We start from the raw sequence: 25,476 nt of genomic DNA on the forward strand, positions 1-25,476 counted from the left end.
TGTGCTGAAGATTTTTCAATTTGTTGCGCCGTCACCCTTCCGTGACGAACTGGACGGGAAAAAGGCGTTCCGCCGCACAATGGTCGAAAACCACGGCGAAAGGCAAATCCGATCCATTGCCATAGAAGCGGGATGTAACCGAGTGATGTTGCTGGCATCCAGTTCGTATTGCGCAAGAGGCTGCCCCATTCAGGCGCCTCTTGCCGCGAATCACCCGCTCGGCTAGTCCCAACCTATGGGAAAAAGGCTTTTGCCGCCTGGCGATGGCGGTGGCGACAACATCGAGCCGGTCGATCTGAAGAAAGCGCTGGAAGAGCGCTATCTCGCCTATGCGCTGTCGACCATCATGCACCGGGCGCTGCCGGATGTGCGCGACGGGCTGAAGCCGGTCCATCGCCGCATCATGCATGCCATGCGGTTGCTCAGGCTCAACCCCGACCAGGGCTTCGCCAAATGCGCCCGCATCGTCGGCGAGGTGATGGGCAAGTTCCATCCGCATGGCGACCAGTCGATCTACGACGCGCTGGTGCGGCTGGCGCAGGATTTTTCGGTGCGCTATCCCCTGGTCGACGGCCAGGGCAATTTCGGCAATATCGACGGCGATAACGCCGCCGCCATGCGCTACACCGAAGCGCGCATGACCGAGGTGGCGACCGAGCTGCTGTCCGGCATCACCGAGGATGCGGTCGACTACCGGCCGACCTACAATGAGGAGGACGAGGAGCCGGTCGTGCTGCCCGGCGCCTTCCCCAACCTGCTCGCCAACGGCTCGTCCGGCATCGCCGTCGGCATGGCGACCTCGATCCCGCCGCACAATGCCGCCGAGCTCTGCGACGCCGCCCTGCACCTGATCGAGCACCCCAATGCGCCGGTGACGGCGTTGATGGATTTCGTCCAAGGCCCGGATTTCCCGACCGGCGGCATCATCGTCGACAGCCGCGCTTCGATCCTCGAAGCCTATGAGACCGGTCGCGGTGGTTTCCGCGTCAGGGCGAAATGGAGCCAGGAGGACCAGGGCAGGGGCACCTGGAGCATCGTCGTCACCGAAATCCCCTATGGCGTCCAGAAGGCGCGGCTGATCGAAAAGATCGCCGAGCTGCTGATGGCGCGCAAATTGCCGCTGCTCGAGGACATCCGCGACGAGAGTGCCGAAGACGTCCGCGTCGTGCTGGTGCCGAAGAGCCGTTCGGTCGATCCCGGCATCCTGATGGAATCGCTGTTCAAGCTGACCGAGCTCGAAAGCCGCTTTCCGCTCAACATGAACGTCCTGTCGCGCGGCAAGATACCCAACGTGCTGTCGCTGAAAGGCGTGCTCAAGGAATGGCTGGAGCACCGCCGCGAGGTGCTGATCCGCCGCTCCAGGCATCGCCTCGGCGAGATCGAAAGGCGGCTGGAGATCCTCGCCGGCTATCTGATCGCCTATCTCAACATCGACGAGGTGATCAGGATCATCCGCGAGGAGGACGAGCCCAAGCAAGTGATGATGGCGCGCTGGTCGCTCACCGACAACCAGGCCGAAGCCATCCTCAACATGCGGCTGCGTGCCCTGCGCAAGCTCGAGGAATTCGAGATCCGCAAGGAATTCGACGGTCTCACCACCGAGAAGAAGCAGATCGAGGCGCTGCTCGCGTCCGACGCCCGGCAGTGGTCGATGATCAAGTGGGAGGTCTCCAGCATCCGCGAGAAATTCGGACCGGAAACCGCGCTCGGCAAGCGCCGCACCCAGTTTGCCGACGCACCCGAACATGACCTGACCGACATCGCCCATGCCATGATCGAGCGCGAGCCGGTCACCGTGGTCGTTTCGGAAAAGGGCTGGCTCAGGGCGATGAAAGGTCATCTGATCGACCATTCGTTGCTGACCTTCAAGGAGGGCGACAGCCTCAAGCTGGCCTTCCATGCCCAGACCACCGATAAGGTGCTGGTCTTCACCACCGGCGGCAAGTTCTACACGATCGGCGCCGACCGGCTGCCGGGCGGGCGCGGCCATGGCGAACCGATCCGCATCATCGTCGACATGGACAACGACCAGGACATCGTCACCGCCTTTGTCCATGATCCCAAGCGCAAGCTGCTGTTGGTGTCGCACGACGGTAACGGCTTCATCGTGCCGGAAGAGGAAGTCGTCGCCAACACCCGCAAGGGCAAGCAGGTGATGAATGTCAAGGCGCCCGACGAGGCCCAACGCTGTATGCCGGTCGCCGGTGACCATCTCGCCATCGTCGGCGAGAACCGCAAGATGCTGGTCTTCCCGCTCGCCGAAATCCCGGAGATGGGGCGCGGCAAGGGCGTTCGCCTGCAGAAATACAAGGATGGCGGCGTCCTCGACCTCAAGACCTTCACGCTCGCAAGCGGTCTCTCCTGGCAGGATTCTGCCGACCGCACCTTCATCAAATCACGTGAAGAGCTGGTCGAATGGATTGGCGCCCGAGCCTCGGCCGGACGCATGGTGCCGAAGGGATTCCCGAGGACGGGGAAATTTAGTTAATCTCCCCCCTTGAGGGGGAGATGTCGCCGAAGGCGACAGAGGGGGTCGGAACGTTCAGGCGCGACGCGACCTCTTATTGCGACAGAGGAGGCTGGAGCTTCACGCGCGGCGACCCCCTCTGTCGCCTTCGGCGACGTCTCCCCCTCGAGGAGGGAGATTAGCAGCATTTGGAATGTCGTCACGATTGCTGCACTATCATGGTGCATAAGCATCGCTACATAGAGCGCGGACACACGCGTTTGGGAGAAATGGGCACTTGAAGGAAACGAGGGTTCGGAAGCCGGAAGGGCAGCAGCGCCTCTTCGGCCTGTCGACGCCGGTCAGATCCGCGGTCATTCCGCCGCTGTCGGCGGCGCGGTGGCTCCTGGTGCTGATCGTTGCCGCCGGGGTCTATTTCTTTCATGGTTTCCTGGTCCCGGTGCTGGCTGCTCTGGTCATCGCCTTTGCCAGCTGGCCGCTCTATCGGCGGTTGCTTGCTGCCGTCGGCGGCAACCGCACGGTCGCCGCGACATTGGCGATCCTGTTCATCCTGACCTTCCTGGTGGTTCCGATCGCGCTCGCCGGCGCCTACGCCAGCAACGAAGTCCGCGAATGGGTTGGCTGGGCGATCGAGACCAACCGCCATGGCGCGGTGACGCCGCACTGGATCGCCACGCTGCCGGTGGTCGGCGACTGGCTGAACGAGCAGTGGACGCGCAATCTCGGCCATCCCGGCGGCATCGGCGAACTGATCCAGCTGATCAGCGGCGCCAACATCGGCAGCATCTACCGCGGCGTGCTGGCCGCCGGCGGCAGCGCCTTCGGCCTTCTGCTGGCGCTGCTGTTCATGATGATCGCGCTGTTCTTTGCCTATCGCGACGGCGAGCATTTCGCCGGCCAGGTCGACCGTCTCGGCGAACGCATCCTGCCGACCAGGTGGGAGCGGATTTCACGCGTCGTGCCGGCGACGATTTCCTCGACGGTGACCGGCATGACCATTATCGCCATCGGCGAGGGGGTGGTGCTGGGCGTGGCCTACTGGCTGGCCGGCGTGCCGTCGCCGGTGACGCTGGGCGCCCTGACCGGCATCATGGCGCTGATCCCCGGCGGCGCACCGCTGTCCTTCACGCTTGTTTCGATCTATCTCGCCGCCAGCGGCTCGCCGATGGCCGGTTTGGCGCTGTTCATCTGGGGAAGCGTCGAACTGTTCATCGTCGACAAGACATTGCGGCCGAAGCTGGTCGGCGGCCCGATAAAGCTGCCGTTCCTGCCGACCTTTTTCGGCCTGGTCGGCGGCGTCAAGACGATGGGCTTTCTTGGCCTGTTCATCGGTCCGGTGCTGATGGCGTTGCTGGTCGCGATCTGGCGCGAATGGCTGCGCGAGGTGGAATTGGCCGACGAGCTTGCCCCCGCAGCGCCGGCGGAACTCGAAGGGGCGCCGCCGCAAATCGAAATCGTTGCCGAGAAGAAGTCTCAGGCCGGGTGACGGACTGCAAGGCTGGCGCGGCGTTTTCGCCCCTCAAGCAGCTGCCATAGAGAATGGACAACCAGCGTGACGATCAGGATCGCGCCGCCGATCAGGCTGTTGCGCGACGGCGTCTCGGCAAAGATCATCCACATCCAGACCGGCGCCAGCACGGTTTCGAGCAGATAGAACATCGCCACTTCCGGTCCCGAAATATATTTCGGTCCGTTGGCGAGGCAGAAGAACGAGATCGGCATGATGACGGCGCCGTTGAAGATGATCCACCATGGCGCGTTTACCTGAAACCCTTCGCCCGAAACCATGAACACCGCGACGGCCAGGGGCAGGATCACGCCGATCAGCGAAGCGAACCCCATGTCCTTGCCGCTGGCGCGCGAGATGGTGATGGCCAGCGCGATGAAGAAAGCCGAGCACAGCGCCATGAGGTCACCGAACAGGTGGCCGGTGCCGATCGAATCGCCGACGATGATCGCGACGCCGACGATCATGGCCAGCATCGCCATCACGGTGACCAGTCGCGGTCGCTCCTTCAGGAACAGCCAGGACAGCAGCGCCGCGAACACGGTGTTGAAGGCCAGGATGAAGACCAGGTTGGCGGTCGTGGTGTGATAGATACTGATGACGAAGGTAACCGAGGTCAGGCCGTAGCACAGGGCGACGACGAGCCCTGACCAGCCGGGGATGAGCTGGGGCGCGTTACGGCTCAGCGAGCGCCACACAGCCCAGATGATCAGCGCCGCGACCAGGGTGGTGCCGGTGCGCAGCAGGAGGATCGTCCATGCGCCGCCGTCGGCGAGCCGGATCAATGGAATGTCGATGGTCAGCGTCAGCCCGCCGATGGCGGTGATGAGAAGGCCTTTTTGATGATCGTTGTGGGACGACATGGCAGTTCCCGCAATGAATTTGGAGGCAGGCGCAAAATTGGCCCAGCGTCTGGCGTTTCAGCCAGACAGCCGAAAACCAGAAGCATCCTCCTTGAAGCAGTTTAAGGATGGTTGGCGAAAGAGCGGATCAGCGCGAAACCGCTTCGTGGTCGTAGCGTTCCCAGCCTTTCGGGCCGAGATGCTCCTGCGGCATGAAGCGCATCTTATAGTTCATCTTGCGCGAGCCGTTGACCCAGTAGCCAAGATAGACATGGGGCAAGCCCATCGCCCTGGCGCGAGCGATGTGGTCGAGGATCATGAAGGTGCCGAGCGAGCGGTCCTCGAAGTCCGGGTTGAAGTAGGAATAGACCATCGATAGGCCATCGGCCATCTTGTCGGTGAGGGCGACTGCGATCAGCTCGCCCTGGCCCTTGCCGGTGATAAAGCTGTCGGGGCCGCGGCGCCGGTATTCGATGACCTTGGTGTCGACATGCGTGTCCTCGACCATCATGGCGTAGTCGAGCACCGTCATGTCGGACATGCCGCCGCGGCGATGGCGGGCATCGAGATAGCTGCGGAACAGCGAATACTGCTCGGTCGACGGTTGCGCGTCGTGCATCGCGCCGATGAGGTCTGAATTGTGCTGTATCACCCGCTTCATATTGCGGCTGGCAGTGAATTCCTGCGCCAGGATGCGCACCGAAACGCAGGCGCGGCAAGTCTCGCAGGCCGGCCGGTAAGCGATGTTCTGCGATCGCCGGAAGCCGCCTTGCGTCAACAGGTCGTTCATCTCCGATGCCTTGTCGCCGACCAGATGCGTGAACACCTTGCGCTCGAACTGGCCCTCAAGATACGGGCATGGCGACGGCGCGGTCAGGAAGAACTGCGGCGACTGGGTTGGATGCTGCGTCATCGACCCTTGGAAACACTCCTGCGAATCATCATACCTTTGGCGCGCACGGCGAAAAATTCAACAGGATTGTGAAAGTGTGGCTACCGGACGCCTTCACTTTGCACATAAATGCTCGCTGGGACTGGTGAAAAGCTGTTTCAGCGGTCACTGCGGCTGACCACCGTGCCGAGCAGCAGGTCGTGCAGCGTGCGCTTGCGGTCGGCAAACAGCGACACCACAAGGACCAGCGGCGTCAGGATGACGTTGCCGGCCCAGAACAGAACCGAATGCACCACCGCCGTCAGCCCGTCGATACGGGTGCCGTCCAGACGGTCGAGCCGGATCCCCATCATCTTCATGCCCGTCGTGGCCTGGTCGGCGCTGCCGAGCGTGTTCCAGATGTAAAGGATGGCGACGGCCGGCACGAGGATGGAAAACAGCATCCAGCCAAGGCCAAGCGTCAAAATCCCGAGGAAGAACACCAGGATCGCGAACGGAATGGTGAGCAGCGCGACGATGCAATAATCGATGATGAAGGCGAGGACACGCCGCGTGCGCACGCCATCATAGGCCCTGACATCATCGAGCCTGCTGATTTCGCCGTCGAGAACGCGCGCGTTCATGTCATTTCCTCGCAATCAGGCCCGGCATAGGGTGCGGACCGCCTGGTGTTGAAATGGTGAAGTCCTGCGGCGGAATCAAGATCGAGCCTTTTTTCGGCCCTGCTACCGGAGGCAACGCCGAATGTAGACTGGATCGGTTGAATTTGCAGCACGGATGACGTTAGTTTGCTGCAGCGCAACAAATACGGCAAATGCGCCCAAGGGGCGAGGGACAGGGCCAATATGGACTACGACATGCTGGTCATCGGCAGCGGGCCCTCAGGGCGCCGCGCCGCGGTGCAGTCGGCCAAGCTCGGCAAATCCGTGCTGGTGGCCGACAGGGGCCGGCGCCTTGGCGGCGTGTCCGTGCATACCGGCACCATCCCGTCGAAGACCCTGCGGGAAACCGTGCTCAACCTCTCGGGCTGGCGCGAGCGCGGCTTCTACGGGCGCGGCTACCGGGTCAAGCAGGATATATCGGTCGGTGATCTGATCGAACGCCTGCACAAGACGCTCGATCACGAGGTCGAGGTGCTGCAGCACCAGTTCATGCGCAACACGGTCAAGAGCGCGCGCGCCACAGTCAAGTTTCTCGGTCCCAACAGAGCCAGCCTGACGACGGACACCGGCGACTACAGCGAGGTCGGTTTTGCGCATGCGCTGATCGCGGTCGGCACCCGCCCGCACCGGCCGCGCGACGTGCCCTTCGACAAGATCCGTGTCTTCGACAGCGACGAAATGCTGGAACTCGAGCGCCTGCCGCGGACGCTAACGGTGATCGGCGCCGGCGTCATCGGCGTCGAATACGCGACGATCTTTTCGGCGCTCGACGTGCCGGTGACGCTGGTCGAGCCGCGCGACAGCATCCTCGATTTCGTCGACCGTGAGATCGTCGACGATTTCATCCATCAGATGCGCGACCGCGGCATGACGATCCGGCTCGGCAGTGCGATCAAGGAGATCGCCTCGAAACCAGACTATGCCGAGGTGACGCTTGCCGACGGCCGCAGCATACGCTCGGAGATGGTGCTTTATGCGGCGGGGCGCACCGGCAATGTCGGCGCGCTCGGCCTCGATGTGGTCGGCATCGAGGCCGACTCCCGGGGCCGCATCAAGGTCGACCCGCAGAGCTTCCGGACCAGTGCGCCGAACATCTATGCCGCCGGTGACGTCATCGGCTTTCCGAGCCTCGCCTCGACCTCGATGGAGCAGGGCAGGGTGGCCGCCTGCCATGCCTTCGGCGTGCCGTTGCCACCGCCGCCGGAAACCTTTCCCTACGGCATCTACGCCGTGCCGGAAATCTCGACCGTCGGCCAGTCCGAGGAGCAGGTGCGCGAGGGCGGCGGCGCCTATGAGGTCGGCGTGGCGCGCTTCCGCGAAACCTCGCGCGGCCATATTATGGGCGTCAACACCGGCTTCCTGAAGCTTCTGTTCTCGATCGAAACACGCCGGTTGCTCGGCGCGCATATCGTCGGCGAGGGCGCAACCGAACTGATCCATATCGGCCAGGCGGTGATCAATCTCGGTGGCACCGTCGATTTCTTCGTCAACAACACCTTCAACTATCCGACGCTGGCCGAAGCCTACAAGATCGCCGGGCTGGATGCCTGGAACCGGATGGGGCGGGCATAGGGCGACGGACTCATCAATTCGCCTGCGCGATGGCGGCTGCCGGGCCCGCCAGCCACTGCCTGACGATTTCAGCATCCCGGTCGCCGATTTCATGGCCGGAGCCGATGGTGTGGGCCTCGACCGCGGCGCCATGCGATTCGAACAATGCGACCAACGCCGGCGCGAAGGGCGCGTAGGTCAGGTCATCTGCGCCGGCGATGATCAGCACGCGCGCTTTGGACAGATCGGCCGGGGGCACGTCGTCGAGCACCGGCATCGGGCGCAGCAACGCTGCCCGTTCGATGTGGCCGGAATGCAAAAGCATCACGCTCGAAACCAGATTGGCGCCGTTTGAATAGCCGAGGAAACTCGTCCGGGCGAGATCGAGACCGTGGCGCTTCGCGGCCTCGGTGATGAAGCCGGCGAAAGCGTCGGCCTCGGTGCGGATACTGTCCTGTTCGAAGCGCGTCGGCGTGATCCGCGCGAACCAGCGGAAACCGTCCTCCTGGGCGATACGGCCACGCACCGTCACCAGCACGGCTCGCGGTGCGGTTTGCCGCGCCAGCGCCACCAGCATCGTCTCGTCGACGCCGGATCCGTGCAGCAGGAAAAGGCATTCGCCGCTTGCATCCACGGGCCGGTAAAGTCGATAGAAAAACGGCAGCTCGCGCCGCAAAAAGCCGTCTTCCGGAGTTTTTTCGGCCATATTGCATCCTTTTGATTTCGTGTGGTTTTTATTCATTTGCCGGCTTCAAAACGGAATATTTTCGAGCTCCTTCAAAGTTGATTGAACCGGGCGCATTTCAGTCCGTTTGTTTGCCGATACGCTCCTGCGGGAGGAATCGAAGCGGTGCGTCCGGCGGTCGCATCGATCGCGGCATGAACAACCAGCTTTGAGGCCTTTTATCGATGACCATGCCAATTTCACCGGATCGCGGGCCGCGTATCCCGGAGCGCGATACGCGCATCGATGTGTTCCGCGCTCTCGCTCTGCTGATCATATTCGTCGATCATGTCCCGGGCACGGTTTTCGAAACCCTGACCTACAAGAATTTCGGCTTTTCGGATGCCGCCGAGGCCTTCGTTCTGATCTCCGGCATGTCCGTCGCGCTCGCCTACGGCGCTAAATTCCAGTCCGGAGACCGGCTCCTGGCGACACTGAAATTGTGGCGCCGCGCCGGAGTGCTCTATGTCGCCCACATCGTCACGACGATGGCGGTGCTGGCCATCTTCTGCGCGGCGGCGATGTTCGCGAAGCGGCCGGACATGCTGACCCTGATCAACATCGAGCCATTGATCAGGGACCCGCAACATGTGCTGGTCGGCATCGTCATGCTTGGCCATCAGCTTGGCTACAACAATATCCTGCCGGTCTATGCGGTGCTGCTGCTGATGGCGCCAACCTTCCTGCTGTCGATCAGCTACCGGCCTTTCACGGCGCTCGCCCTGTCCGGAACTCTGTGGCTGGTTGCCGGGATCTACCAGATCGCCCCGCCGAATTACCCTGAGCCCGGCTTCTGGTTCCTCAATCCGATGTCGTGGCAGTTCCTCTTCAACATCGGCCTGGCGAGCATGCTGCACATCAGGCGCGGCGGCGCCATTCCGGTCAATCGCTGGCTGGTCGGCGCGTCGGCGGCCTATGTCGCGACGGCGTTGGTCTGGGTGCACAGCCCGCTATGGGGGCACGTGTCGTGGCTGAACCTGCCGGTGGTGCTGACCGGCTTCGACAAGACCTTCCTGTCGCTGCCGAGGCTGCTGCACATCCTGGCGGTGAGCTATCTGATCGTGGCGTTTCCTTCTGTCTCCAACCTGTTCCGCACCAGCCGCGATCATCCGCTCGCCATATTGGGCAAGCGATCGCTGCCGGTTTTCATCGCCGGCACGCTGATCGCCATGGCGGCGCAGGTGATGAAGCTGATCAACCCGGGCGGATTTGCCTATGACAGCCTGCTGATCGCCGCCGGCATCGCCATGCAGTTCGCGCTCGCCTATTATCTCGAATGGCTGTCTTCTATTGGCGGCAACGGCAAGCCGGTCCGCAGCCAGGCGCCGCCGATCCATGCGTCCTTCGGCGTGGGGACCATGGCAGCAGGCATGAATCGATAGCGTCGGGCTCAGGCTGTCTTGGGCGGCGGCCCCGACGATGCCCTGACGACAAGCTCGACGCCAAGCGTCTCGCGCCGCACTGTGCCGTCGAAATCGAGGATCGTTCGCGCCGCACGGCGGCCGATCTCGGCGATCGGCTGCGCGACCGTGGTCAGCGGAGGATCGCAAAGTGCCGCGTCAGGCACGCCGTCGAAGCCGACGACGGAGACGTCGCCGGGAACCGCAATGCCACGCGCGGCCAACCATTCGATCGCGACCATGGCGATCCGGTCCGACATCGCCAGGATGGCGGTCGGCCGCGCTGCCGAGGCGAAGATCGTTTCGAGGCCGGCCCTTGTGCTGGCTTCGTCGTTTTCGGTCTCGTATACCGGTATCCCGGCGGTATCGACGCCATACCGGGAAAACGCCTCGAAATAGCCGACGAGGCGATCGCGCGTGCCGGTGTAGAGGGCCGTCCGGACCTTCTCCGGCGAGACAAGGCCGGTGCTGCCGTCGGCGAAGGGCAGCGCCAGCACGGCAAAGCGCCGATGGCCAAGCTCGGCGAGATGCTGCGCCGCCAGGCGGGCGCCGGCGACATTGTCGACGCCGATTGCCGAAACAGTGTCGTCGTCGAAGCCGAGCTCAAGCGCGACAAAGGGGAGTTTGCGTTCGCGCGTCAGTTCGACAAGCCGTGAACCGCCCTCGATGCAGAACAGGATGAAGCCGTCGACCAGCGCGCTCTGGATGTTCCAGGCAAGTTTTTCCTGGTTGCCGGCCGATACCAGCGCTATTCCCGCGCCGGTGGCGTCACAGGCCTCGGAAATGCCGGCCATCATCGCGCGGGCAAAGGGATCATCGAAGAAATAGGACAGCGGCTCGGTCGTGGCGACGCCGATCGCGTTGACCTTGCCGGCGCGCAGCAGCCGGCCCTTGGGGTCGGGACCGGCATAGCCCATCGCCTCGGCCGCCGCCTTGACCCGTTCGCGGACTTCCTCGCGCACGATCTCGGGACGGCTGAAGACGTTGGAGGCGGTGCCGTGCGAAACCCCGGCGGCCTTGGCGATGTCGGCCAGCCGGATGGGTCTGGTATTGCTTTCGCTGGATGATGCCATTTTTCTGCTCCAGCCTGCTATCTAGCACCTTTGTTGGATCGATTCAAATTTTGCTTGACATCAGCGCGGTCCAAGCCTAGTTTTGAATCGATCCAATTGAGTTATCAGCAAGGAGTGAGCCATGCACCCCGTCAATTACCTGTTCGAAGACACCTATCGCAACGACTGGAGCATGATTTCGAAGGCGGTGACCCGGACGCGTCGCGGCAGCGCCGGCCCTTGGATCCGCGATCTGCGTTTTCTCGTGGAGCGCAAGCGGAGCTGATCGGCAGCGTTTTTTCATGCCTGTCGATTGGATCGATTCAATTCTAAAAATCGAAGAGGAAACCAAGCCATGCACCCGATCAATCACCTGTTCGAAGAGATCTATCGCAATTATTGGGGCATCTCGCCGGCCATCGACAGGCCGGAGCGGCGGCGCCTGGCCAAGCCGGCGGCGCGCAATCGCGACCTGCCGGTTCGGCCTGAGCGCCGGCAGGAGTGGCCGTCGTCTGACTGACCGTCGTTTGGCGGAAACCGAAGCCGGCTGCCTCAGGAGCGCGGGCGCACCAGCGCCGAGGCCGCAACCGCCAGCCAACCGGCAATGAGCAAGGTGCCGCCGATCGGCGCCGACATCGAAAAAAGCCGCGAGCCGAGGAAGTCGCGGGCGAGCAGGTCGCCGCAGAACAGGACAAGCCCGACGAGAAGAATAAGGCTTGCGGTACGCATGATCCGGTTTGCGCCGACGAGGCCGACGGCCAGGAAGACCGGTGCATGCGTGAGCAGGAACGACGCGACCGTGCCGACGAAAGCGCCGCCCAGATGTGCCGCCGCGGCAAAAAGCGCCACACCGGCCGCGCCGCACAGACCGCCGACGAAAACGAGGATGCGGCCGATGCCGCTTGCTGGGTGGTCGGCTGTGCTCATGTCTTGGACTCCGTGAAGTGGCCCGCAAACCGTGTCAGGATTTGCCCGCCTGCACCAGCATGTCGCGTGCGCGGCGCGACTGGACCAGCCAATTATACGCCGCTCCGCCCGCCATCAGCACGGATGTGCCGAGAAACACCGCGCGCATGCCGAAATGACCGCCGACGAAGCCGCCGAGCAGCGGCCCGGCAACCTGTCCGACATACTGCGCCGAGATCGACAGACCGAGCACATTGCCGCCGACGCCGTCCGGGACATTATGGCGGATGACGCTGGTGATGCAGGGCAGGAGGCCGCCAAGCGCCAGTCCCATCAGGAAACGCAGGCCGACGAGCTGCCAGCCCTGGGTGACGAAAGCCTGCGGGATCAGCAGCAGCGCCGAGACGGCAAGCGCCGCAATGATGACGTTCCAATGGCCAACGCGGTCGGCGAGCTTGCCGAGACGCGAGGCCGACAGGATGGCGCCAAGTGCCGCCGCCGACATGACCACGCCGGACATCAGCGTGACCCGGCTTTGATCCTCGATGATCTGCTGCACATAGACCGCGATGATCGGCTCGATCGACATGGTGGCGAAGCTCAGCAGCATGCCGGTCACCAGCATGGCGACGACCGGGCGCTTATCCGGGATTTGCGACCATCCGCCTTTCAGATTCTCAGTCGATGCCGATTTGTCGGCTGCCGGGCGAGGGTTCTCCTTGATGAGAAAAGTCGTTGCCAGGAACGCCAGGAAAATGACGCCGCCGGCGACCAGGAAGGTTGCGCGGATGCCGATCAAGGGCGGCAGCGCGCCACCGAGCAAGGGACCGACGAGGCTGCCGCCGGTGATGCCGGCCGACAGCACGCCGAGCGCCCAGCCCGACCGCTCCTTCGGCGTCTGCATGGCGACGAGAATGGTCGAGCCCGAGGAATAGCCACCGGCGAAACCGATCAGCAGGCGTAGCAGCACCAATTGCCAGACGGTCTCCACCATGCCGGTCAGCGACATGCAGACGGCCATGCCGAAACTGGCGCGCACCAGCATCAGCTTGCGGCCGTAGCGGTCGCCAAGCCGTCCCCACAGCGGTGCGACCAGCGCGGCGGCGAAGAAGGTCGCGCCATAGGCGATGCCGGACCACTGCACAACAGCCGCGTGGCCCTCGGCGCCCAGCTGCTCGACGTAGAGCGGCAGGAAGGGCAACAGCAGAGTCATGGCGACAAGCGTGCTGAACGAGCCGGCAAAGCACACGGCGAGATTGCGGCGCCAATGGATATTGTGGGCGCCTTGGGTGGCAGGGTCTTGCGGCATGTCTGTCCTGTCCGGCAGCCTCTCGACGGCATCATTGCACAACAACTGGCGCGGCCTGCCTGCCAGGGGATTAGCAGCTTCGCGGCGTGATTGCGGTGGCAACCACTTTCGCGCTCGCTTCGCGAGCGGCGATGGCGTAAGAGCGGCGATGGAAAACAACCGATTTGAAACACCCGTGACCGTCAAGGGCGCGGCGGGAACCACTCAGCTCTTGCGCACGGCCCGCGAGGCTTCCGACTACCTCCTCAACAACTGGCCCGGCAAGCGCAGTCCAAAGCATCGCGAAGCGCTGCAGGCCTGCCATGATGCGCTGGCCGGCGACAAACCGGCAATGATCGCAAGGCGTGCCTTCATCGCCGCCGCCCGCGAAGTGAACGTTTTCGTCAGCGACAAGGCGCCGGTCTGAAGACGCAGCGAAATCTGATCTGATCCGCCTCGCGGGCCGGGTGCGCTTTTACTGAGGGGCAATCGCTTCAGCTTGCGCTGCCCCTCTTGCCCTGCCCGTCCTCCGCAGCAGCTGCGCTGCAGCTACGGAGGGTGGACCGGGTATTTCTCACCGGACGGGAGAAAGCGGCCTGCACCAAGGGTTTCGCCAATCTCCGACGTTGCAGAAAGCGCGCCAAAGTTGCGGCCAGTTCCCTTCTCGCCGTCACTATGAAGCGATTGCCCTGCAGTTTACTCTGCGGTTTCCGTTTCGGTATCGGACGTGGTCTCGTCTTCCGGCTTCGAACGTTCCTTGGCTGCGACCTTGGCCGCTTGCTTTTCCGCCTTCTTGGCAGCCTTCTGCCGGTCGCGTTCCTTGCGTTCCTGGCCGTAATTCGGTGCTCGCGCCATATCTCTTCCTTTCACAATCCCAAAGGTTCTTAGCCCTGCCTAGGAGCATTGGGCTACAAACACAACACTGCAAAGAGCGATCGGCTCCATGGACAGCCAGGCAGGCCGGCTGAACACGGTTCCGTGGCTTGCAAGATAGCCGGCACAATGGTGTAGGGGGGACCGGGGGGCAAATCACAAGCCGATTTTTCACCAAGTGACCGATGGCCACCCTTCAAAGAAACGCACAGAAGCTATTCTACTATGCGCGCAATGCCGTGCGCGATATCGCACCGCAGGCGCTGTTCCGCCGCAGGCTCGCCGGGTTGCTCGATCAGGCCAGGCTTTCGGACGGATCGGTCCGCGCGCGTCTCAACTGCTACAACAGATTGCAGGACGCTTTCGCGCCGAGCGGCGGGGCCGTGCCGGTCAGCCGGCCACCGAGAGGCCGGAGCATGTATTACTACGATCTGAAGGAATTTACCCGCTACTTCGATCCCGATTTGCGCATCGATCTCGAATTCGGCGACGTCGTCGACGTGCCTGCGATGCCGTCGATCGTCAAGGATCGGCCGATCGCCGGCGACAACAGCAATGGGGTGCTGTTCAAGCTCAACAAGTTCCGCCACTTCCACATGCCCGCCGACGATGTAGCCTTCGCGGACAAGCTTCCGGTTGCAGTGTGGCGCGGCGAGCTCAACAACCCGATAAGGACCTTGCTTCTGGAGGTTGCGCGCGATCTGCCCTTTTGCGATGTCGGAACGCCCAAACCGACGGCAGCGCCGGAATTTCGCAAGTCTTATCTGAGCATCGACCAGCAGCGGCGCTGTCGCTACATCATTTCGCTCGAAGGCAACGATGTGGCGACCAACTTGAAATGGGTCATGAGTTCGAATTCGCTGTGCCTGATGCCACCGCCGACATATGAGACATGGTTCGCCGAAAGCGAACTCGTGGCTGGTGTTCACTATGTGCCGCTCGAACCTGATTTCACGGATCTTGCCGAGCGGGTGCAATATCTCGAACGCCATCCGACTGAGGCCGAACGCATCGTTGCCGCCGCCAACGCCTATTGCCGCAAGTTCGCCGACGAGCGGGCCGAGCAGGCGATCTGCTTGCTCGTGCTCTACAAATATTTCGTGCTCAGCGGCCAGATCGAGCCTGATCCCGAGATCTGGCGTTTTATTTCAGGCTAAGCCCGCGGCGACTTCGACCTGATCCGGATCGTTGTCAGATGTCCTCCCGGTCAAGAACCAGATCGGCCGGACCAAACCGGTCTTTTGCCGTGAATTGCTGGTGCCAATAGGGGTAGAGAACGGGCGGGCGGCTCACAGCGTCGAGGCGTGCGCGCTCATCGCTGGTCAGCACCAGGCCGGCTGCGGCGATATTGTCCTTGAACTGCGCTTCGGTCCGTCCGCCGATCACCAGCGAACTGACCGCGGGCCGGCCGAGCAGCCAGGCAAGCGCCACCTGCGCCGCCGAAACGCCATGGTTCTCGCCAATATGGGAAAGCACGTCGACGATCCGCCACAGCCGGTCCTCGTCGCGGATCGGCGGTTCGGTCCAGCCGCTGATCTGGCGGGCGGTGGCCTGGTCGCGGTGGTATTTGCCGGACAGCAGTCCACCGGCGAGCGGGCTCCATACCAGCACGCCAAGCCCCTGGTCGACCGAGATCGGCAGCAGTTCGTATTCGGCTTCGCGCGCTTCCAGCGTGTAGTGGATCTGCTGGGTGACGAAGCGCGGCTGGTGCTGGCGGTCGCTGATCCCCAGCGCCTTCATCACTTGCCAGCCGGAATAGTTGGAGCAGCCGACATAGCGGATCTTGCCCTGGCTGACGAGCGTGTCGAGCGCGGCGATGGTCTCTTCGAGCGGCGTCGTGCCGTCCCATTCGTGCAGGAAATAGATGTCGATGACGTCGGTCCTGAGGCGCTTCAGGCTCTTCTCGCACTCGCGGATCAGATGATAGCGCGACAGGCCCTCATCGTTGGGACCGTCGCCGATCCGCATGCGCGCCTTGGAGGCGATCAGCACATCGCCCTTGCGTTTGCCGCCGAGCGCTTCGCCGATGATCTCTTCCGAAAGCCCGTTCGAATAGACATTGGCGGTGTCGATGAGATTGATGCCGGCATCGATGCAGAGGTCGATCATCCGGCGTGCCTCGTCGAGATCGGTCTTGCCGACCGCCGAAAATGCGCCAGCGCCGCCAAAAGTCATGGTGCCCATGGTCAGCGTCGAAACCTTCAGCCCGGAACGGCCGAGTGTGCGGTATTCCATGTCAGATCCTCGCGATTGCGTTGAAAAGGGTGCTTTGAAGGTTGCTCGGGGAAACCTGGCATTTGTAGGACAATTCGAGCCGCTTGTCGTGCGTGCCAGGCAGGCTGATCGATCACATCTCGCGGAGTTGGGCTACCGGCGTGCGGGCCGGCTGCAATAAAACCGTCATTGCGGGCCTATATGCAAGTCGGCTCAAGGTGTCCGATCTCGGCCGGCAGGCCGAGGCCGACGCGGGCGTGCACGCGGAGCAGCATAAATGACCGAAGCAAAACAGAATTCTCCCGCCAGGGACTGGCTGGAAGCGGAACTCGCCGACACGCTCGACGAGGACTACGAGCTGGAGATGTCGGAACCGGCGCTGTCGCTGGAAATCGCCAGGATCTACAAGAACGCGCATCCGCCCTCGATGGATCGCCTGCAATATTTTCGCGACCTGATCACGCTGCAATCCGAATTGATCAAGCTGCAGTCCTGGGTGGCTTACACCAGGAAGAAGCTGGTGGTGGTTTTCGAGGGCCGCGATTCGGCCGGCAAGGGGGGCGTCATCAAGCGCATCACCCAGCGGCTCAATCCGCGCATCTGCCGCGTCGTCGCACTTCCGGCGCCGACCGAGCGCGAGAAATCGCAATGGTATTTCCAGCGCTACGTGCCGCATCTGCCGGCAGGCGGCGAGATCGTGCTGTTCGACCGCTCCTGGTATAACCGCTCCGGCGTCGAACGTGTGATGGGCTTCGCCGAGCCGGACCAGGTCGAGGAGTTTTTTCGCGACGTGCCGGAGTTCGAGCGCATGCTGGTCCGCTCCGGCATCACCTTGGTCAAATACTGGTTCTCCATCACCGACGAGGAGCAGCAGATGCGCTTTCAGATGCGCATCCATGATCCGATGAAGCAGTGGAAGCTGTCGCCGATGGACCTGCAGTCGCGCGTGCGCTGGGAACAGTATACCAAGGCCAAGGAAGAGACCTTCGCCCGCACCAACATTCCCGAAGCCCCCTGGTTCATCGTCGAGGGCAACGACAAGAAGCGGGCGCGGCTGAACTGCATCGATCATCTCCTCAAGCAGATGCCTTATGAGGAAGTGCCGCACGAAGAGATCACGCTGCCCGATCGCGTCTTCAATCCAGAATACGAGCGCCAGGTGCTGCCGCGCGAGCTGTATGTTCCGGAGAAGTATTGAGGAGCGCGCCTCTTCCTTCTCCCCTTGTGGGAGAAGGTGGATCGGCGCGCAGCGCCGAGACGGAAGAGGGGTGTTGGAAGAAATGAGGCGCTGGTGATCCTGGCGCTGTGCGCCCGATTTGAACGTAGGTGTGCGCCAAGCTGGAACACCCCTCATCCGACCGAGCTTCGCTCGGCCACCTTCTCCCACAAGGGGAGAAGGGGGAACTTAACCAGGCTCACGCCCGCTCGATGGTGACATGCATGGCATTCGGCGTGCCCACCTGCTCGCTGCAGCGGTAGCCGAGTTTGACCATGTCGATGCCGGCAAAAAGGTTCTCGCCTGAGCCGAGCAGCATCGGCGATATCGCCAGATGCATGTCGTCGATGAGCTTTTCCCTCAGATATTGCCGGATCGTGGCGACGCCGCCGCCGAGCCGGACATCCTTGCCGTCAGCCGCGGCTTTCGCCTTTTCCAGCGCCGAGTGAATGCCGTCGGTCACGAAATGGAAGGTCGTGCCGCCCTCCATGACGATAGGATCCCGCGGATGGTGGGTGAGCACGAAGACCGGCACATGGTAGGGCGGATTGTCTCCCCACCAGCCCTTCCAGGTGTAATCGGGCCAAGCGCCGCGAACCGGCCCGAACATGTTGCGGCCCATGATCCACGCGCCGGTGTTTTCGAAGCTGCGCGTTACGAACGCGTCGTCGGTATCCGTGGTCCCGCCATCTTCGCCGGACATGTTGCGGAAGGTTCGGGTGCCGAACATCCATGTGTGCAGGGCTTCCCCGCCGACGCCCAGCGGCTCTTTCAGGTCCTGGTCGGGACCGGCGCCGAAGCCGTCGATAGATACGGTGAAAGCGTTGACGCGAAGCTTTGACATGAGGACCTCCCTCTAATCCAGTTGTGAAATGCAAGCGGTTGTAATTAGCCAGACTGATTGCATTTTGCAAGCGGTATTTTAGGAGTGGAGGTGGCCGGCGGCCGTTAGGGATTCAGTAAAAGAAGCTTCGACTCGTGTTGGAATGAGCAATTGTCGATGTCGGTGCCGCCCCTCATCCGCCTGCCGGCACCTTCTCCCCGTATAGTGACGGGGCGAAGGGGCTGGCCGCAACCTCGGCTCGCCTTCTGCAATGTTGGAGATTGGCGAAATCCTCTGCGAAGGCGTCTTTCTCCCCGTCACTATACGGGGAGAAATGCCCGGCAGGGCAATGAGGGGCAGCGCAAACCTGAAACGCTTGCCCTGCGGCGGCCATGGCGCGCTTGGACCAGGCGCAACAGATGCGCATCACCCCTTCAGCATCGCCGCCACTTCAGGCGCGAAATAGGTGAGAATGCCGTCGCAGCCGGCGCGCTTGAAGGCGAGCAGCGATTCCAGCATCGCCTTGTCGCCGTCGATCCAGCCATTGGCGGCGGCCGCCTTGATCATCGAATATTCGCCCGACACCTGATAGGCGAAGGTCGGCATCCGGAATTCGTCCTTCAGCCTGCGGATGATGTCGAGATAGGGCAGGCCGGGCTTGACCATCAGCATGTCGGCGCCCTCGGCGAGGTCCTGCTCGGCCTCGCGCACGGCCTCGTCGGAATTGGCATGGTCGAGATAGTAGGTCTTCTTATCGCCCTTGAGCAGGCCGGCGGTGCCGACCGCCTCGCGATAGGGTCCGTAGAAGGCGGAGGCGAATTTCGTCGCGTAGGACATGATCGCCACATCCTGAAAACCATTGGCGTCGAGCGCATCGCGGATGGCGCCGATGCGGCCGTCCATCATGTCGGAAGGGGCAATGATATCGGCGCCGGCAGAAGCCTGGATGACGGCAGCCGCCGTCACCTGCTCCACGGTCTGGTCGTTGACGATGATGCCGTCACGCAAGATGCCGTCGTGGCCGTGCGAGGTGAAGGGATCGAGCGCCGCATCGGTGATGATGCCGATCTCGGGCACTGCGCGCTTGATGGCGCGCGTGGCGCGGTTGATGACGTTTTCCGGATCGAGGATGTGCGAGCCGGTCTGGTCGCGCAGGCCGAGCTCGACATTGGGGAAGGTGGCGATCGCCGGAATGCCGAGCTTTGCCGCGCGCTCGGCCTCCTTGACGGCAAGGTCGAGCGACAGGCGGAAGACATTAGGCATGGCGGCGATCGGTTCGCGGATATTGTTCCCATCGACGACGAAGATCGGCCAGATCAGATCGTCGACGGAGAGCCGGTTCTCCTGCACGAGGCGGCGCGACCAGTCGGCCTTGCGCATGCGGCGCAAACGGCGACTGCCGGTGATCTCGTCGACGCTGCGCGCGCCGGCAGGCTTTGCTGGGGTGAATTTGTTCATCGCCAAAACTCCGGATTGGCGGCTTTTAACACGAGCCTCCGCCGCTGACCAATGCGGCACGATAGTGCCAGGCACAAGCTGGATACCGGTATACGAGTTCCCGACCGTTGTTGCCCGACAGGATTGCGTCTTGGCATTGACGCAGCCATGCGCCACGCTTTAGCACTTCAGTCCCGGCGGCATTGGGCGAGGGATTCTTTAGGCGATGGATTTTGGCGGCGGCAACGAGATCCGCTTCGAACGACTGGGCAGCGCCGGCGTCGTCACGCTGACGCGGCCGCAGGCGCTCAATGCCGTCACCCATCGCATGGTCAAGGCGCTCGACAAGGCGCTGCGCGCCTGGGAGCGCGACGACGGCGTCGATGTTGTCGTCGTCAAGGCCGAGGGCAGGGCGTTTTCGGCCGGCGGCGACATCCTCCACATCTACGAGGCCGGCCGGGCGGGAAAGCCGCCGGTCGATTTCTTCGCCGACGAATACCGGTTGAACGCCCGCATCGCGCGGTTCGAAAAACCCTATGTCGCGCTGATCGACGGCATCGTCATGGGCGGCGGTGTCGGCATCTCGTTCCACGGCTCGCATCGGCTGCTGACCGAGAACGCCCAGTTCGCCATGCCGGAAGTCGGCATCGGCTTCTTCCCGGATGTCGGCGCCAGTCACCTGCTGCCGGGCCTCGGCGGCAGCTTCGGCATGTATCTGGCCCTGACCGGAAACCGCATCCGCTATGGCGACGCTTTGTGGTCGGGCCTGGCGACGCACACGATCAAGGCGCAGGACAAGGCCGGCTTTCTCGACCGGCTGGTTGCGAGCGGCGACCCGGAAGCGGCGCTGCGCGGCTTTTCCGTCCCGGCCCGGCGCGAAACGGACAGTCCGACACTGGAAGCCATCGCTCGCCATTTCGCGCAGCCGTCGCTGAGCGACATCATCGGCAGCCTGGAGCGCGCCGCACCCGCAGACGCGTTCGCGGCAAAGACACTGGCGACGATCCGCACCCGCTCGCCGACCAGCCTGCATGTTGCCTGGCGCGAGATCAGCGCCGGGCTGACGCTGTCGATGGACGAGTGCATGCGGATGGAGTTCCGCATCCTCAACCGCATGCTTGCCGGCCACGATTTCTACGAAGGCATCCGCGCCGCCATCATCGACAAGGGCTCGTCGCCGCAATGGCGGCCGGCAGGCATCGACGACGTCAGTGCTGCCGACGTCGATGCCTATTTCGCTCCGCTCGGCGAACGGGAACTCAAGCTGTGAGCGAGGTCACGTCGAGACGCGTCGTGCTCCAGCCCTCGACGGTCGAGGTCACCTTCGCCTGGTTTCAGCGTGTCATCTCAGCCTACTGTCTGTTGTTCGGGATTTTGTACTGGATCCGGCTGATCGGCTTCTATCCCGGCTCGTTGTGGCGCTTCGACTTGATGCCCGTGCATTGGCAGGTGGCGGCGGTGACGCTCGCCGTGTTCTTTCCCTTCGCCGCAGCCGGTCTGTGGATGCTGGCCTCCTGGGGGCCGGTGATCTGGTTCATCTGCGCGGCGACTGAGACCGTCATGCATGCCGGCTTTCCCGAGCTCTTCGGCCACCGGCCGCTGATCCTCGCCTCGCATGCGGCGGTGGCGCTGCTCTACATCGTCTTTCGCGTGGTGATCTGGATGCAGAAGCGCCGGAGCCGGCAATAGAGCATCGGATCGATGCTCAACAAGAATAACCCACGCGTCCGGTTGGACGGGCAAATTACCGCCCGGATTCATTGGCTAAATCTTTAGGTTAATCGTCCTTGTTCGGGTGACCCTTCGTTAAGCGTCTTTCGAAACCTATTACCGGTAAGCTCTTGTTAGCCCTAGCGTTTAAGTCGAATTTTATGAGTATTCGATAGTGTCGTGATCAAGGTGAAAAACAAAAAATCACCAGGCGACAAACGAGAGGCAAAGACAATGATCAATTCCCGTCCGGCGGCGAAGACCGCCAACGTATCCGACGACCGCCGCGAGGCGATCCGTTCGCTGTACATGGAATCGCTGCAGCTGGTGGAACGGCTGCACCGCCGCCTGCTTGACGTGATCAAGGACGAATTCGACCGCAACGGCCGTTCCGATATCAACGCCATCCAGGCGCTGCTGCTCTTCAATATCGGCAATTCGGAACTGACCGCCGGCGAGTTGCGCTCGCGCGGCTATTATCTCGGCTCGAACGTCTCCTATAATCTGAAGAAGCTGGTCGATCTCGGCTTCATCAACCACCAGCGCTCGCGCATCGACCGCCGTTCGGTGCGGGTCTCGCTGACGCCGAAGGGCAGTGAGGTGGCGGAAGTCGTCGCCGGCCTCTACGAGCGCCATGTCGGCTCGATCGAGCAGGTCGGTGGCATCAACACGGAAGAATTCAAGCAAATGAACCGCGCCCTGCAGCGCCTCGACCGCTTCTGGAACGACACCATCGCCTATCGCATGTAAAGCATGTCCATCGCATGCAACCGCGCCACAGGCGCGGTCGGAGAGCGATCCAAAAGACCGGTGCCGAAAAGCATCGGTCTTTGCGTTTCGTGAGGCCAGCCGATCCAAATCGCGGTCAGGGTCACGTTGCCGCCATATTCCCGGTGGAAGCGAGAACGCGGGTGATGTTGCGGCGCGAGCCAATCCGTCTCCCCGCCAACCGCCTCAGTGAAGGCGCGTCGCGCCCGGCGCGTTCTCGCACAGAAGCGAGTGGGGCATGGTTGGCTAATTGTTAAGGGCGCCAACCTTAGAGTGGGCCGGGCCTAGCATGCGGGCGGATCGCCCGGTGAAAAAACTGTTACAGGACTATCTGGAGCGTACATGAGAACCAGTCGCCGTTTCTTCCTTTCCGGAGCCTCCGCGTTGGCCGCGACGATGGTTGCCGGTGGCGCCAGCGCGCAGGACGTGATCGCGGACATCCTGAAATCCTCGGGCCGCGGCAACTGGAACGACCAGTTCGACGCCCGCGCCAGCGAGGGCGGCAAGGTGGCCTCGACGCTGCCGATCGTCAGCCTGCAGACCGTTGCGTACACCGAGCAGGCTATCGTGCAGTATCAGAACATTGTCGCGCAAGGCGGCTGGGAGCAGGTCCCGGACACCAAGAAATTGCAACTCGGCGTCATCGATCCCGACGTGGTGCCATTGCGCAGGCGCTTGATGGTTTCGGGCGACCTGGCGCAGAGCGCCGGCCTTTCAGAGGCCTTCGATTCCTATGTAGATGCGGCGGTCAAGCGCTTCCAGGCGCGTCATGGACTGCCTTCCGACGGGACCCTGGGCCAATATAGCTATGCGGCGATGAATGTCTCGGCGCAGGTCCGGCTTGGCCAGCTGCAGACCAATCTGCAGCGGCTGAACGAACGCGCCGGTACGCTGGGCAACCGCTATGTACTGGTCGATATCCCTGGCGCCCAGATCGAAGCGGTCGAGAACGACCGCGTCGTGCTGCGCCACACCGCCGTTGTCGGCAAGATCGATCGCCAGACGCCGATCGTCGATTCCAAGATCAACGAGATCATCGTCAATCCTTACTGGAACGCGCCGGTCTCGATCGTGCGCAAGGACATCATTCCGCTGATGCGGAAGGACCCCAATTATCTCAAGGACAGCAAGATCCGGCTGTTCGCACCGGATGGCAGCGAGGTCGATCCACTGACCGTCGACTGGTCGACCGACGACGCGGAGAAATACCGCTTTCGCCAGGATCCGGGCGCCGGCAATGCGATGGCCTCGGTCAAGATCAATTTCCCGAGTCCGGACGGCGTCTACATGCACGACACCCCGCAGCAGAGCCTGTTCGGCAAAATGATGCGCTTCGATTCCTCAGGCTGCGTGCGCGTCCAGAACGTGCGCGACCTCGTCACCTGGATCCTGCGGGACACGCCGGGCTGGAGCCGCCAGCATTTCGAGGCGTCGATCAAGAGCGGCGAGAACATCCCGGTGCAGGTCACCAATCCGGTGCCGGTCTTTTTCCTCTACATCTCGGCCTGGTCGACAGGGACTGGCGTCGTGCAGTTCCGCGACGACATCTACGGGCTCGACGGAGCCAACGAGCTGCAGATCACCTCTGCGCTCTAAGCCATTGATGTTATTGAATTGATGAAAGGCCGCCATCGAGGCGGCCTTTTTGACGTGCGCCACGCATGGCGCGTGGTGCGCGAGCTTGCTGAACGGCCGGCAGGCGAGGAAATAGGTGGCTCTTCGCCTCGCTGCCGCAATCCGACCAGCAAATTTCGCGCCGCAAACGTGGCGGGGCGAAAGCAACTGTGTTAATGGCGCGGCAGACCCCCCGGACGACAAGGATCTCAAGCATGGCAACAGCAGCGGCAGTGTCGAACAAATTCGAATCCTTCTTCGAAACCACGCTTGCCGATGCCGATCCGGAGATTTTCGGCGCGATCCGCAACGAACTCGGCCGCCAGCGCCACGAGATCGAGCTGATCGCTTCGGAAAACATCGTCTCCCGCGCCGTTCTGGAAGCGCAGGGGTCGGTCATGACCAACAAATACGCCGAGGGCTATCCGGGCAAGCGCTACTATGGCGGTTGCCAGTTCGTCGACGTGGCCGAGGACCTGGCCATCGAGCGCGCCAAAAAACTGTTCGGCTGCAACTTCGCCAACGTCCAGCCGAATTCCGGCAGCCAGATGAACCAGGCGGTCTTTTTGGCGCTGCTGCAGCCCGGCGACACCTTCATGGGGCTCGACCTGAATTCCGGTGGCCACCTGACGCACGGTTCGCCGGTCAACATGAGCGGCAAATGGTTCAAGGTCGTTTCCTACGGCGTCCGCAGGGACGATCACCTGCTCGACATGGACGCGATCGAGAAGACCGCCCACGAGACCAGGCCGAAGCTGATCCTGGCCGGCGGCACTGCCTATTCGCGCGTCTGGGACTGGAAGCGTTTTCGCGAGATCGCCGATTCGATCGGCGCCTATCTGATGGTCGACATGGCCCACATCGCCGGCCTGGTCGCCGGCGGCGTGCATCCGTCGCCGCTGCCATACGCCCATGTGGTCACCACCACCACGCACAAGTCGCTGCGTGGCCCGCGCGGCGGCATGATCCTGTGCAATGACGAGGACATCGCCAAGAAGATGAACTCGGCGGTGTTTCCAGGACTGCAGGGTGGTCCGCTGATGCATGTCATCGCCGCCAAGGCTGTGGCCTTCGGCGAAGCGCTGAAGCCAAGCTTCAAGATCTATGCCGAGAGCGTTGCCGCCAACGCCAAGGCGCTGGCCTCCAGCCTGCAGGAAACCGGCCTCGACATCGTCTCCGGCGGCACCGACAACCATCTTATGCTGGTTGACCTCAGGCCGAAGAACGCCACCGGCAAGCGTGCCGAGGCAGCGCTTGGCCGTGCCAACATCACCTGCAACAAGAACGGCATCCCGTTCGATCCCGAAAAGCCGTTCGTCACCTCGGGCGTGCGCCTCGGCACGCCGGCTGGCACCACGCGCGGTTTCGGCCAGGCCGAGTTCCGCGAGATCGGCAAGCTGATCGCCGAAGTGCTGGACGGGCTCAAGGCCGCGAATTCCGATGAGGGCAATGCAGCCGTCGAAGCAGCGGTGAAGGCGAAGGTGGCCGCGTTGACGGATCGTTTTCCGCTCTATCCCTATCTCGGTTGAG

Annotated in this window: 25 protein-coding genes; 14 read left to right on the forward strand and 11 right to left on the reverse strand. The window is 62.7% G+C overall.

Features of this window, described 5'->3' with window-relative positions:
• Positions 1 to 235: 235 nt before the first annotated feature.
• On the forward strand, positions 236 to 2,488 hold the full coding sequence (gene parC / locus AC0L2V_RS03835; RefSeq protein WP_473519485.1) for a DNA topoisomerase IV subunit A: 2,253 nt from the start codon (positions 236 to 238) through the stop codon (positions 2,486 to 2,488).
• Positions 2,489 to 2,744: 256 nt separating this feature from the next.
• Positions 2,745 to 3,953: an AI-2E family transporter gene (locus AC0L2V_RS03840; RefSeq protein WP_473493537.1), complete on the forward strand. Its 1,209-nt coding sequence runs from the start codon at positions 2,745 to 2,747 to the stop codon at positions 3,951 to 3,953.
• Here the strand turns inward: AC0L2V_RS03840 and AC0L2V_RS03845 are convergent.
• The 3 genes from AC0L2V_RS03845 to AC0L2V_RS03855 all read right to left on the reverse strand — a co-directional run bounded on the left by AC0L2V_RS03845 (position 3,941) and on the right by AC0L2V_RS03855 (position 6,331).
• On the reverse strand, positions 3,941 to 4,837 hold the full coding sequence (locus tag AC0L2V_RS03845) for a DMT family transporter (RefSeq protein WP_473516409.1): 897 nt from the start codon (positions 4,835 to 4,837) through the stop codon (positions 3,941 to 3,943). The genes AC0L2V_RS03840 and AC0L2V_RS03845 overlap by 13 nt on opposite strands.
• Positions 4,838 to 4,964: 127 nt before the next feature.
• Positions 4,965 to 5,729, reverse strand: coding sequence for an arginyltransferase (locus AC0L2V_RS03850; RefSeq protein ID WP_027154654.1), 765 nt, complete (start codon positions 5,727 to 5,729; stop codon positions 4,965 to 4,967).
• Between the two features lie 137 nt (positions 5,730 to 5,866).
• Positions 5,867 to 6,331, reverse strand: a complete 465-nt coding sequence (locus AC0L2V_RS03855; RefSeq protein ID WP_473519486.1) for an RDD family protein — start codon at positions 6,329 to 6,331, stop codon at positions 5,867 to 5,869.
• Between the two features lie 222 nt (positions 6,332 to 6,553).
• Between AC0L2V_RS03855 and sthA the strand changes: the two genes are divergently transcribed.
• Positions 6,554 to 7,942 (forward strand): Si-specific NAD(P)(+) transhydrogenase, encoded by a 1,389-nt coding sequence (gene sthA, locus AC0L2V_RS03860; RefSeq protein ID WP_091591857.1) that lies wholly within the window; start codon positions 6,554 to 6,556, stop codon positions 7,940 to 7,942.
• A gap of 13 nt (positions 7,943 to 7,955) precedes the next feature.
• Here sthA and AC0L2V_RS03865 read toward each other — a convergent pair whose 3' ends face one another.
• Positions 7,956 to 8,627 carry an alpha/beta hydrolase gene (locus tag AC0L2V_RS03865; RefSeq protein WP_473519487.1) on the reverse strand — a complete coding sequence of 224 codons (672 nt, stop codon included), beginning with the start codon at positions 8,625 to 8,627 and terminating at the stop codon, positions 7,956 to 7,958.
• A gap of 203 nt (positions 8,628 to 8,830) precedes the next feature.
• Here AC0L2V_RS03865 and AC0L2V_RS03870 point away from each other — a divergent pair, with 203 nt between their 5' ends.
• A complete protein-coding gene (locus tag AC0L2V_RS03870; RefSeq protein ID WP_473519488.1) occupies positions 8,831 to 10,027 on the forward strand; it encodes an OpgC family protein in 1,197 nt (398 codons plus the stop codon).
• Positions 10,028 to 10,035: 8 nt separating this feature from the next.
• On the opposite strand, the gene AC0L2V_RS03875 is transcribed toward AC0L2V_RS03870, so the two are convergent.
• Positions 10,036 to 11,118 (reverse strand): LacI family DNA-binding transcriptional regulator, encoded by a 1,083-nt coding sequence (locus tag AC0L2V_RS03875; protein ID WP_473519489.1) that lies wholly within the window; start codon positions 11,116 to 11,118, stop codon positions 10,036 to 10,038.
• Positions 11,119 to 11,239: 121 nt separating this feature from the next.
• Here AC0L2V_RS03875 and AC0L2V_RS03880 point away from each other — a divergent pair, with 121 nt between their 5' ends.
• Entirely contained in the window at positions 11,240 to 11,383 is a 144-nt protein-coding gene (locus AC0L2V_RS03880) for a hypothetical protein (RefSeq protein WP_287241803.1), read from the forward strand.
• A gap of 69 nt (positions 11,384 to 11,452) precedes the next feature.
• On the forward strand, positions 11,453 to 11,617 hold the full coding sequence (locus AC0L2V_RS03885; protein ID WP_091591593.1) for a hypothetical protein: 165 nt from the start codon (positions 11,453 to 11,455) through the stop codon (positions 11,615 to 11,617).
• Positions 11,618 to 11,649: 32 nt separating this feature from the next.
• Here AC0L2V_RS03885 and AC0L2V_RS03890 read toward each other — a convergent pair whose 3' ends face one another.
• Together AC0L2V_RS03890 and AC0L2V_RS03895 are read right to left on the reverse strand one after the other, a co-directional pair.
• Positions 11,650 to 12,024 carry a DUF423 domain-containing protein gene (locus AC0L2V_RS03890; RefSeq protein WP_473519490.1) on the reverse strand — a complete coding sequence of 125 codons (375 nt, stop codon included), beginning with the start codon at positions 12,022 to 12,024 and terminating at the stop codon, positions 11,650 to 11,652.
• Between the two features lie 34 nt (positions 12,025 to 12,058).
• Positions 12,059 to 13,312: a multidrug efflux MFS transporter gene (locus AC0L2V_RS03895; RefSeq protein WP_473519491.1), complete on the reverse strand. Its 1,254-nt coding sequence runs from the start codon at positions 13,310 to 13,312 to the stop codon at positions 12,059 to 12,061.
• A gap of 148 nt (positions 13,313 to 13,460) precedes the next feature.
• Here AC0L2V_RS03895 and AC0L2V_RS03900 point away from each other — a divergent pair, with 148 nt between their 5' ends.
• Positions 13,461 to 13,718 carry a DUF982 domain-containing protein gene (locus tag AC0L2V_RS03900; RefSeq protein WP_023798420.1) on the forward strand — a complete coding sequence of 86 codons (258 nt, stop codon included), beginning with the start codon at positions 13,461 to 13,463 and terminating at the stop codon, positions 13,716 to 13,718.
• A 269-nt stretch (positions 13,719 to 13,987) separates the two neighbouring features.
• Here the strand turns inward: AC0L2V_RS03900 and AC0L2V_RS03905 are convergent, their stop codons facing one another.
• Positions 13,988 to 14,146, reverse strand: coding sequence for a hypothetical protein (locus AC0L2V_RS03905; RefSeq protein WP_473519492.1), 159 nt, complete (start codon positions 14,144 to 14,146; stop codon positions 13,988 to 13,990).
• Between the two features lie 203 nt (positions 14,147 to 14,349).
• On the opposite strand from AC0L2V_RS03905, the gene AC0L2V_RS03910 reads away from it, so the two are divergent.
• Entirely contained in the window at positions 14,350 to 15,321 is a 972-nt protein-coding gene (locus AC0L2V_RS03910) for a glycosyl transferase family 90 (RefSeq protein ID WP_473519493.1), read from the forward strand.
• A 34-nt stretch (positions 15,322 to 15,355) separates the two neighbouring features.
• Here AC0L2V_RS03910 and AC0L2V_RS03915 read toward each other — a convergent pair whose 3' ends face one another.
• On the reverse strand, positions 15,356 to 16,399 hold the full coding sequence (locus tag AC0L2V_RS03915) for an aldo/keto reductase (RefSeq protein ID WP_473519494.1): 1,044 nt from the start codon (positions 16,397 to 16,399) through the stop codon (positions 15,356 to 15,358).
• A gap of 256 nt (positions 16,400 to 16,655) precedes the next feature.
• Between AC0L2V_RS03915 and ppk2 the strand changes: the two genes are divergently transcribed.
• Positions 16,656 to 17,576, forward strand: coding sequence for a polyphosphate kinase 2 (gene ppk2, locus AC0L2V_RS03920; protein WP_236389674.1), 921 nt, complete (start codon positions 16,656 to 16,658; stop codon positions 17,574 to 17,576).
• A 217-nt stretch (positions 17,577 to 17,793) separates the two neighbouring features.
• Here ppk2 and AC0L2V_RS03925 read toward each other — a convergent pair whose 3' ends face one another.
• Positions 17,794 to 18,438, reverse strand: a complete 645-nt coding sequence (locus tag AC0L2V_RS03925) for a dihydrofolate reductase family protein (RefSeq protein ID WP_473519495.1) — start codon at positions 18,436 to 18,438, stop codon at positions 17,794 to 17,796.
• A gap of 405 nt (positions 18,439 to 18,843) precedes the next feature.
• Positions 18,844 to 19,875 carry a porphobilinogen synthase gene (gene hemB / locus AC0L2V_RS03930; RefSeq protein WP_473519496.1) on the reverse strand — a complete coding sequence of 344 codons (1,032 nt, stop codon included), beginning with the start codon at positions 19,873 to 19,875 and terminating at the stop codon, positions 18,844 to 18,846.
• A gap of 205 nt (positions 19,876 to 20,080) precedes the next feature.
• Between hemB and AC0L2V_RS03935 the strand changes: the two genes are divergently transcribed.
• The 5 genes from AC0L2V_RS03935 (at position 20,081) to glyA (ending at position 25,475) form a co-directional block, all read left to right on the forward strand.
• Positions 20,081 to 21,124, forward strand: coding sequence for an enoyl-CoA hydratase/isomerase family protein (locus tag AC0L2V_RS03935; RefSeq protein WP_473519497.1), 1,044 nt, complete (start codon positions 20,081 to 20,083; stop codon positions 21,122 to 21,124).
• A complete protein-coding gene (locus AC0L2V_RS03940) occupies positions 21,121 to 21,543 on the forward strand; it encodes a DUF6163 family protein (protein ID WP_473519498.1) in 423 nt (140 codons plus the stop codon). The genes AC0L2V_RS03935 and AC0L2V_RS03940 overlap by 4 nt, the downstream gene beginning before the upstream one ends.
• A 255-nt stretch (positions 21,544 to 21,798) precedes the next feature.
• Positions 21,799 to 22,314 (forward strand): transcriptional regulator LdtR, encoded by a 516-nt coding sequence (ldtR, locus tag AC0L2V_RS03945; protein WP_027154640.1) that lies wholly within the window; start codon positions 21,799 to 21,801, stop codon positions 22,312 to 22,314.
• A 360-nt stretch (positions 22,315 to 22,674) separates the two neighbouring features.
• Complete coding sequence (locus tag AC0L2V_RS03950; RefSeq protein ID WP_473519499.1) at positions 22,675 to 23,928, forward strand: L,D-transpeptidase family protein; 1,254 nt, start codon at positions 22,675 to 22,677, stop codon at positions 23,926 to 23,928.
• Positions 23,929 to 24,161: 233 nt separating this feature from the next.
• Positions 24,162 to 25,475 carry a serine hydroxymethyltransferase gene (gene glyA / locus AC0L2V_RS03955; protein ID WP_128175989.1) on the forward strand — a complete coding sequence of 438 codons (1,314 nt, stop codon included), beginning with the start codon at positions 24,162 to 24,164 and terminating at the stop codon, positions 25,473 to 25,475.
• Position 25,476 lies beyond the last annotated feature (1 nt).

This window comes from Mesorhizobium sp. WSM4814 (genome assembly GCF_055811595.1).

Bases quoted from the DNA above. Each gene is read 5' to 3' on its own strand.
- parC (WP_473519485.1), top strand. From the start codon at position 236: ATGGGAAAAAGGCTTTTGCCGCCTGGCGATGGCGGTGGCGACAACATC.
- AC0L2V_RS03845 (WP_473516409.1), bottom strand. From the start codon at position 4,837: ATGTCGTCCCACAACGATCATCAAAAAGGCCTTCTCATCACCGCCATC.
- AC0L2V_RS03850 (WP_027154654.1), bottom strand. From the start codon at position 5,729: ATGACGCAGCATCCAACCCAGTCGCCGCAGTTCTTCCTGACCGCGCCG.
- AC0L2V_RS03855 (WP_473519486.1), bottom strand. From the start codon at position 6,331: ATGAACGCGCGCGTTCTCGACGGCGAAATCAGCAGGCTCGATGATGTC.
- sthA (WP_091591857.1), top strand. From the start codon at position 6,554: ATGGACTACGACATGCTGGTCATCGGCAGCGGGCCCTCAGGGCGCCGC.
- AC0L2V_RS03865 (WP_473519487.1), bottom strand. From the start codon at position 8,627: ATGGCCGAAAAAACTCCGGAAGACGGCTTTTTGCGGCGCGAGCTGCCG.
- AC0L2V_RS03870 (WP_473519488.1), top strand. From the start codon at position 8,831: ATGACCATGCCAATTTCACCGGATCGCGGGCCGCGTATCCCGGAGCGC.
- AC0L2V_RS03875 (WP_473519489.1), bottom strand. From the start codon at position 11,118: ATGGCATCATCCAGCGAAAGCAATACCAGACCCATCCGGCTGGCCGAC.
- AC0L2V_RS03880 (WP_287241803.1), top strand. From the start codon at position 11,240: ATGCACCCCGTCAATTACCTGTTCGAAGACACCTATCGCAACGACTGG.
- AC0L2V_RS03885 (WP_091591593.1), top strand. From the start codon at position 11,453: ATGCACCCGATCAATCACCTGTTCGAAGAGATCTATCGCAATTATTGG.
- AC0L2V_RS03890 (WP_473519490.1), bottom strand. From the start codon at position 12,024: ATGAGCACAGCCGACCACCCAGCAAGCGGCATCGGCCGCATCCTCGTT.
- AC0L2V_RS03895 (WP_473519491.1), bottom strand. From the start codon at position 13,312: ATGCCGCAAGACCCTGCCACCCAAGGCGCCCACAATATCCATTGGCGC.
- AC0L2V_RS03900 (WP_023798420.1), top strand. From the start codon at position 13,461: ATGGAAAACAACCGATTTGAAACACCCGTGACCGTCAAGGGCGCGGCG.
- AC0L2V_RS03905 (WP_473519492.1), bottom strand. From the start codon at position 14,146: ATGGCGCGAGCACCGAATTACGGCCAGGAACGCAAGGAACGCGACCGG.
- AC0L2V_RS03910 (WP_473519493.1), top strand. From the start codon at position 14,350: ATGGCCACCCTTCAAAGAAACGCACAGAAGCTATTCTACTATGCGCGC.
- AC0L2V_RS03915 (WP_473519494.1), bottom strand. From the start codon at position 16,399: ATGGAATACCGCACACTCGGCCGTTCCGGGCTGAAGGTTTCGACGCTG.
- ppk2 (WP_236389674.1), top strand. From the start codon at position 16,656: ATGACCGAAGCAAAACAGAATTCTCCCGCCAGGGACTGGCTGGAAGCG.
- AC0L2V_RS03925 (WP_473519495.1), bottom strand. From the start codon at position 18,438: ATGTCAAAGCTTCGCGTCAACGCTTTCACCGTATCTATCGACGGCTTC.
- hemB (WP_473519496.1), bottom strand. From the start codon at position 19,875: ATGAACAAATTCACCCCAGCAAAGCCTGCCGGCGCGCGCAGCGTCGAC.
- AC0L2V_RS03935 (WP_473519497.1), top strand. From the start codon at position 20,081: ATGGATTTTGGCGGCGGCAACGAGATCCGCTTCGAACGACTGGGCAGC.
- ldtR (WP_027154640.1), top strand. From the start codon at position 21,799: ATGATCAATTCCCGTCCGGCGGCGAAGACCGCCAACGTATCCGACGAC.
- AC0L2V_RS03950 (WP_473519499.1), top strand. From the start codon at position 22,675: ATGAGAACCAGTCGCCGTTTCTTCCTTTCCGGAGCCTCCGCGTTGGCC.
- glyA (WP_128175989.1), top strand. From the start codon at position 24,162: ATGGCAACAGCAGCGGCAGTGTCGAACAAATTCGAATCCTTCTTCGAA.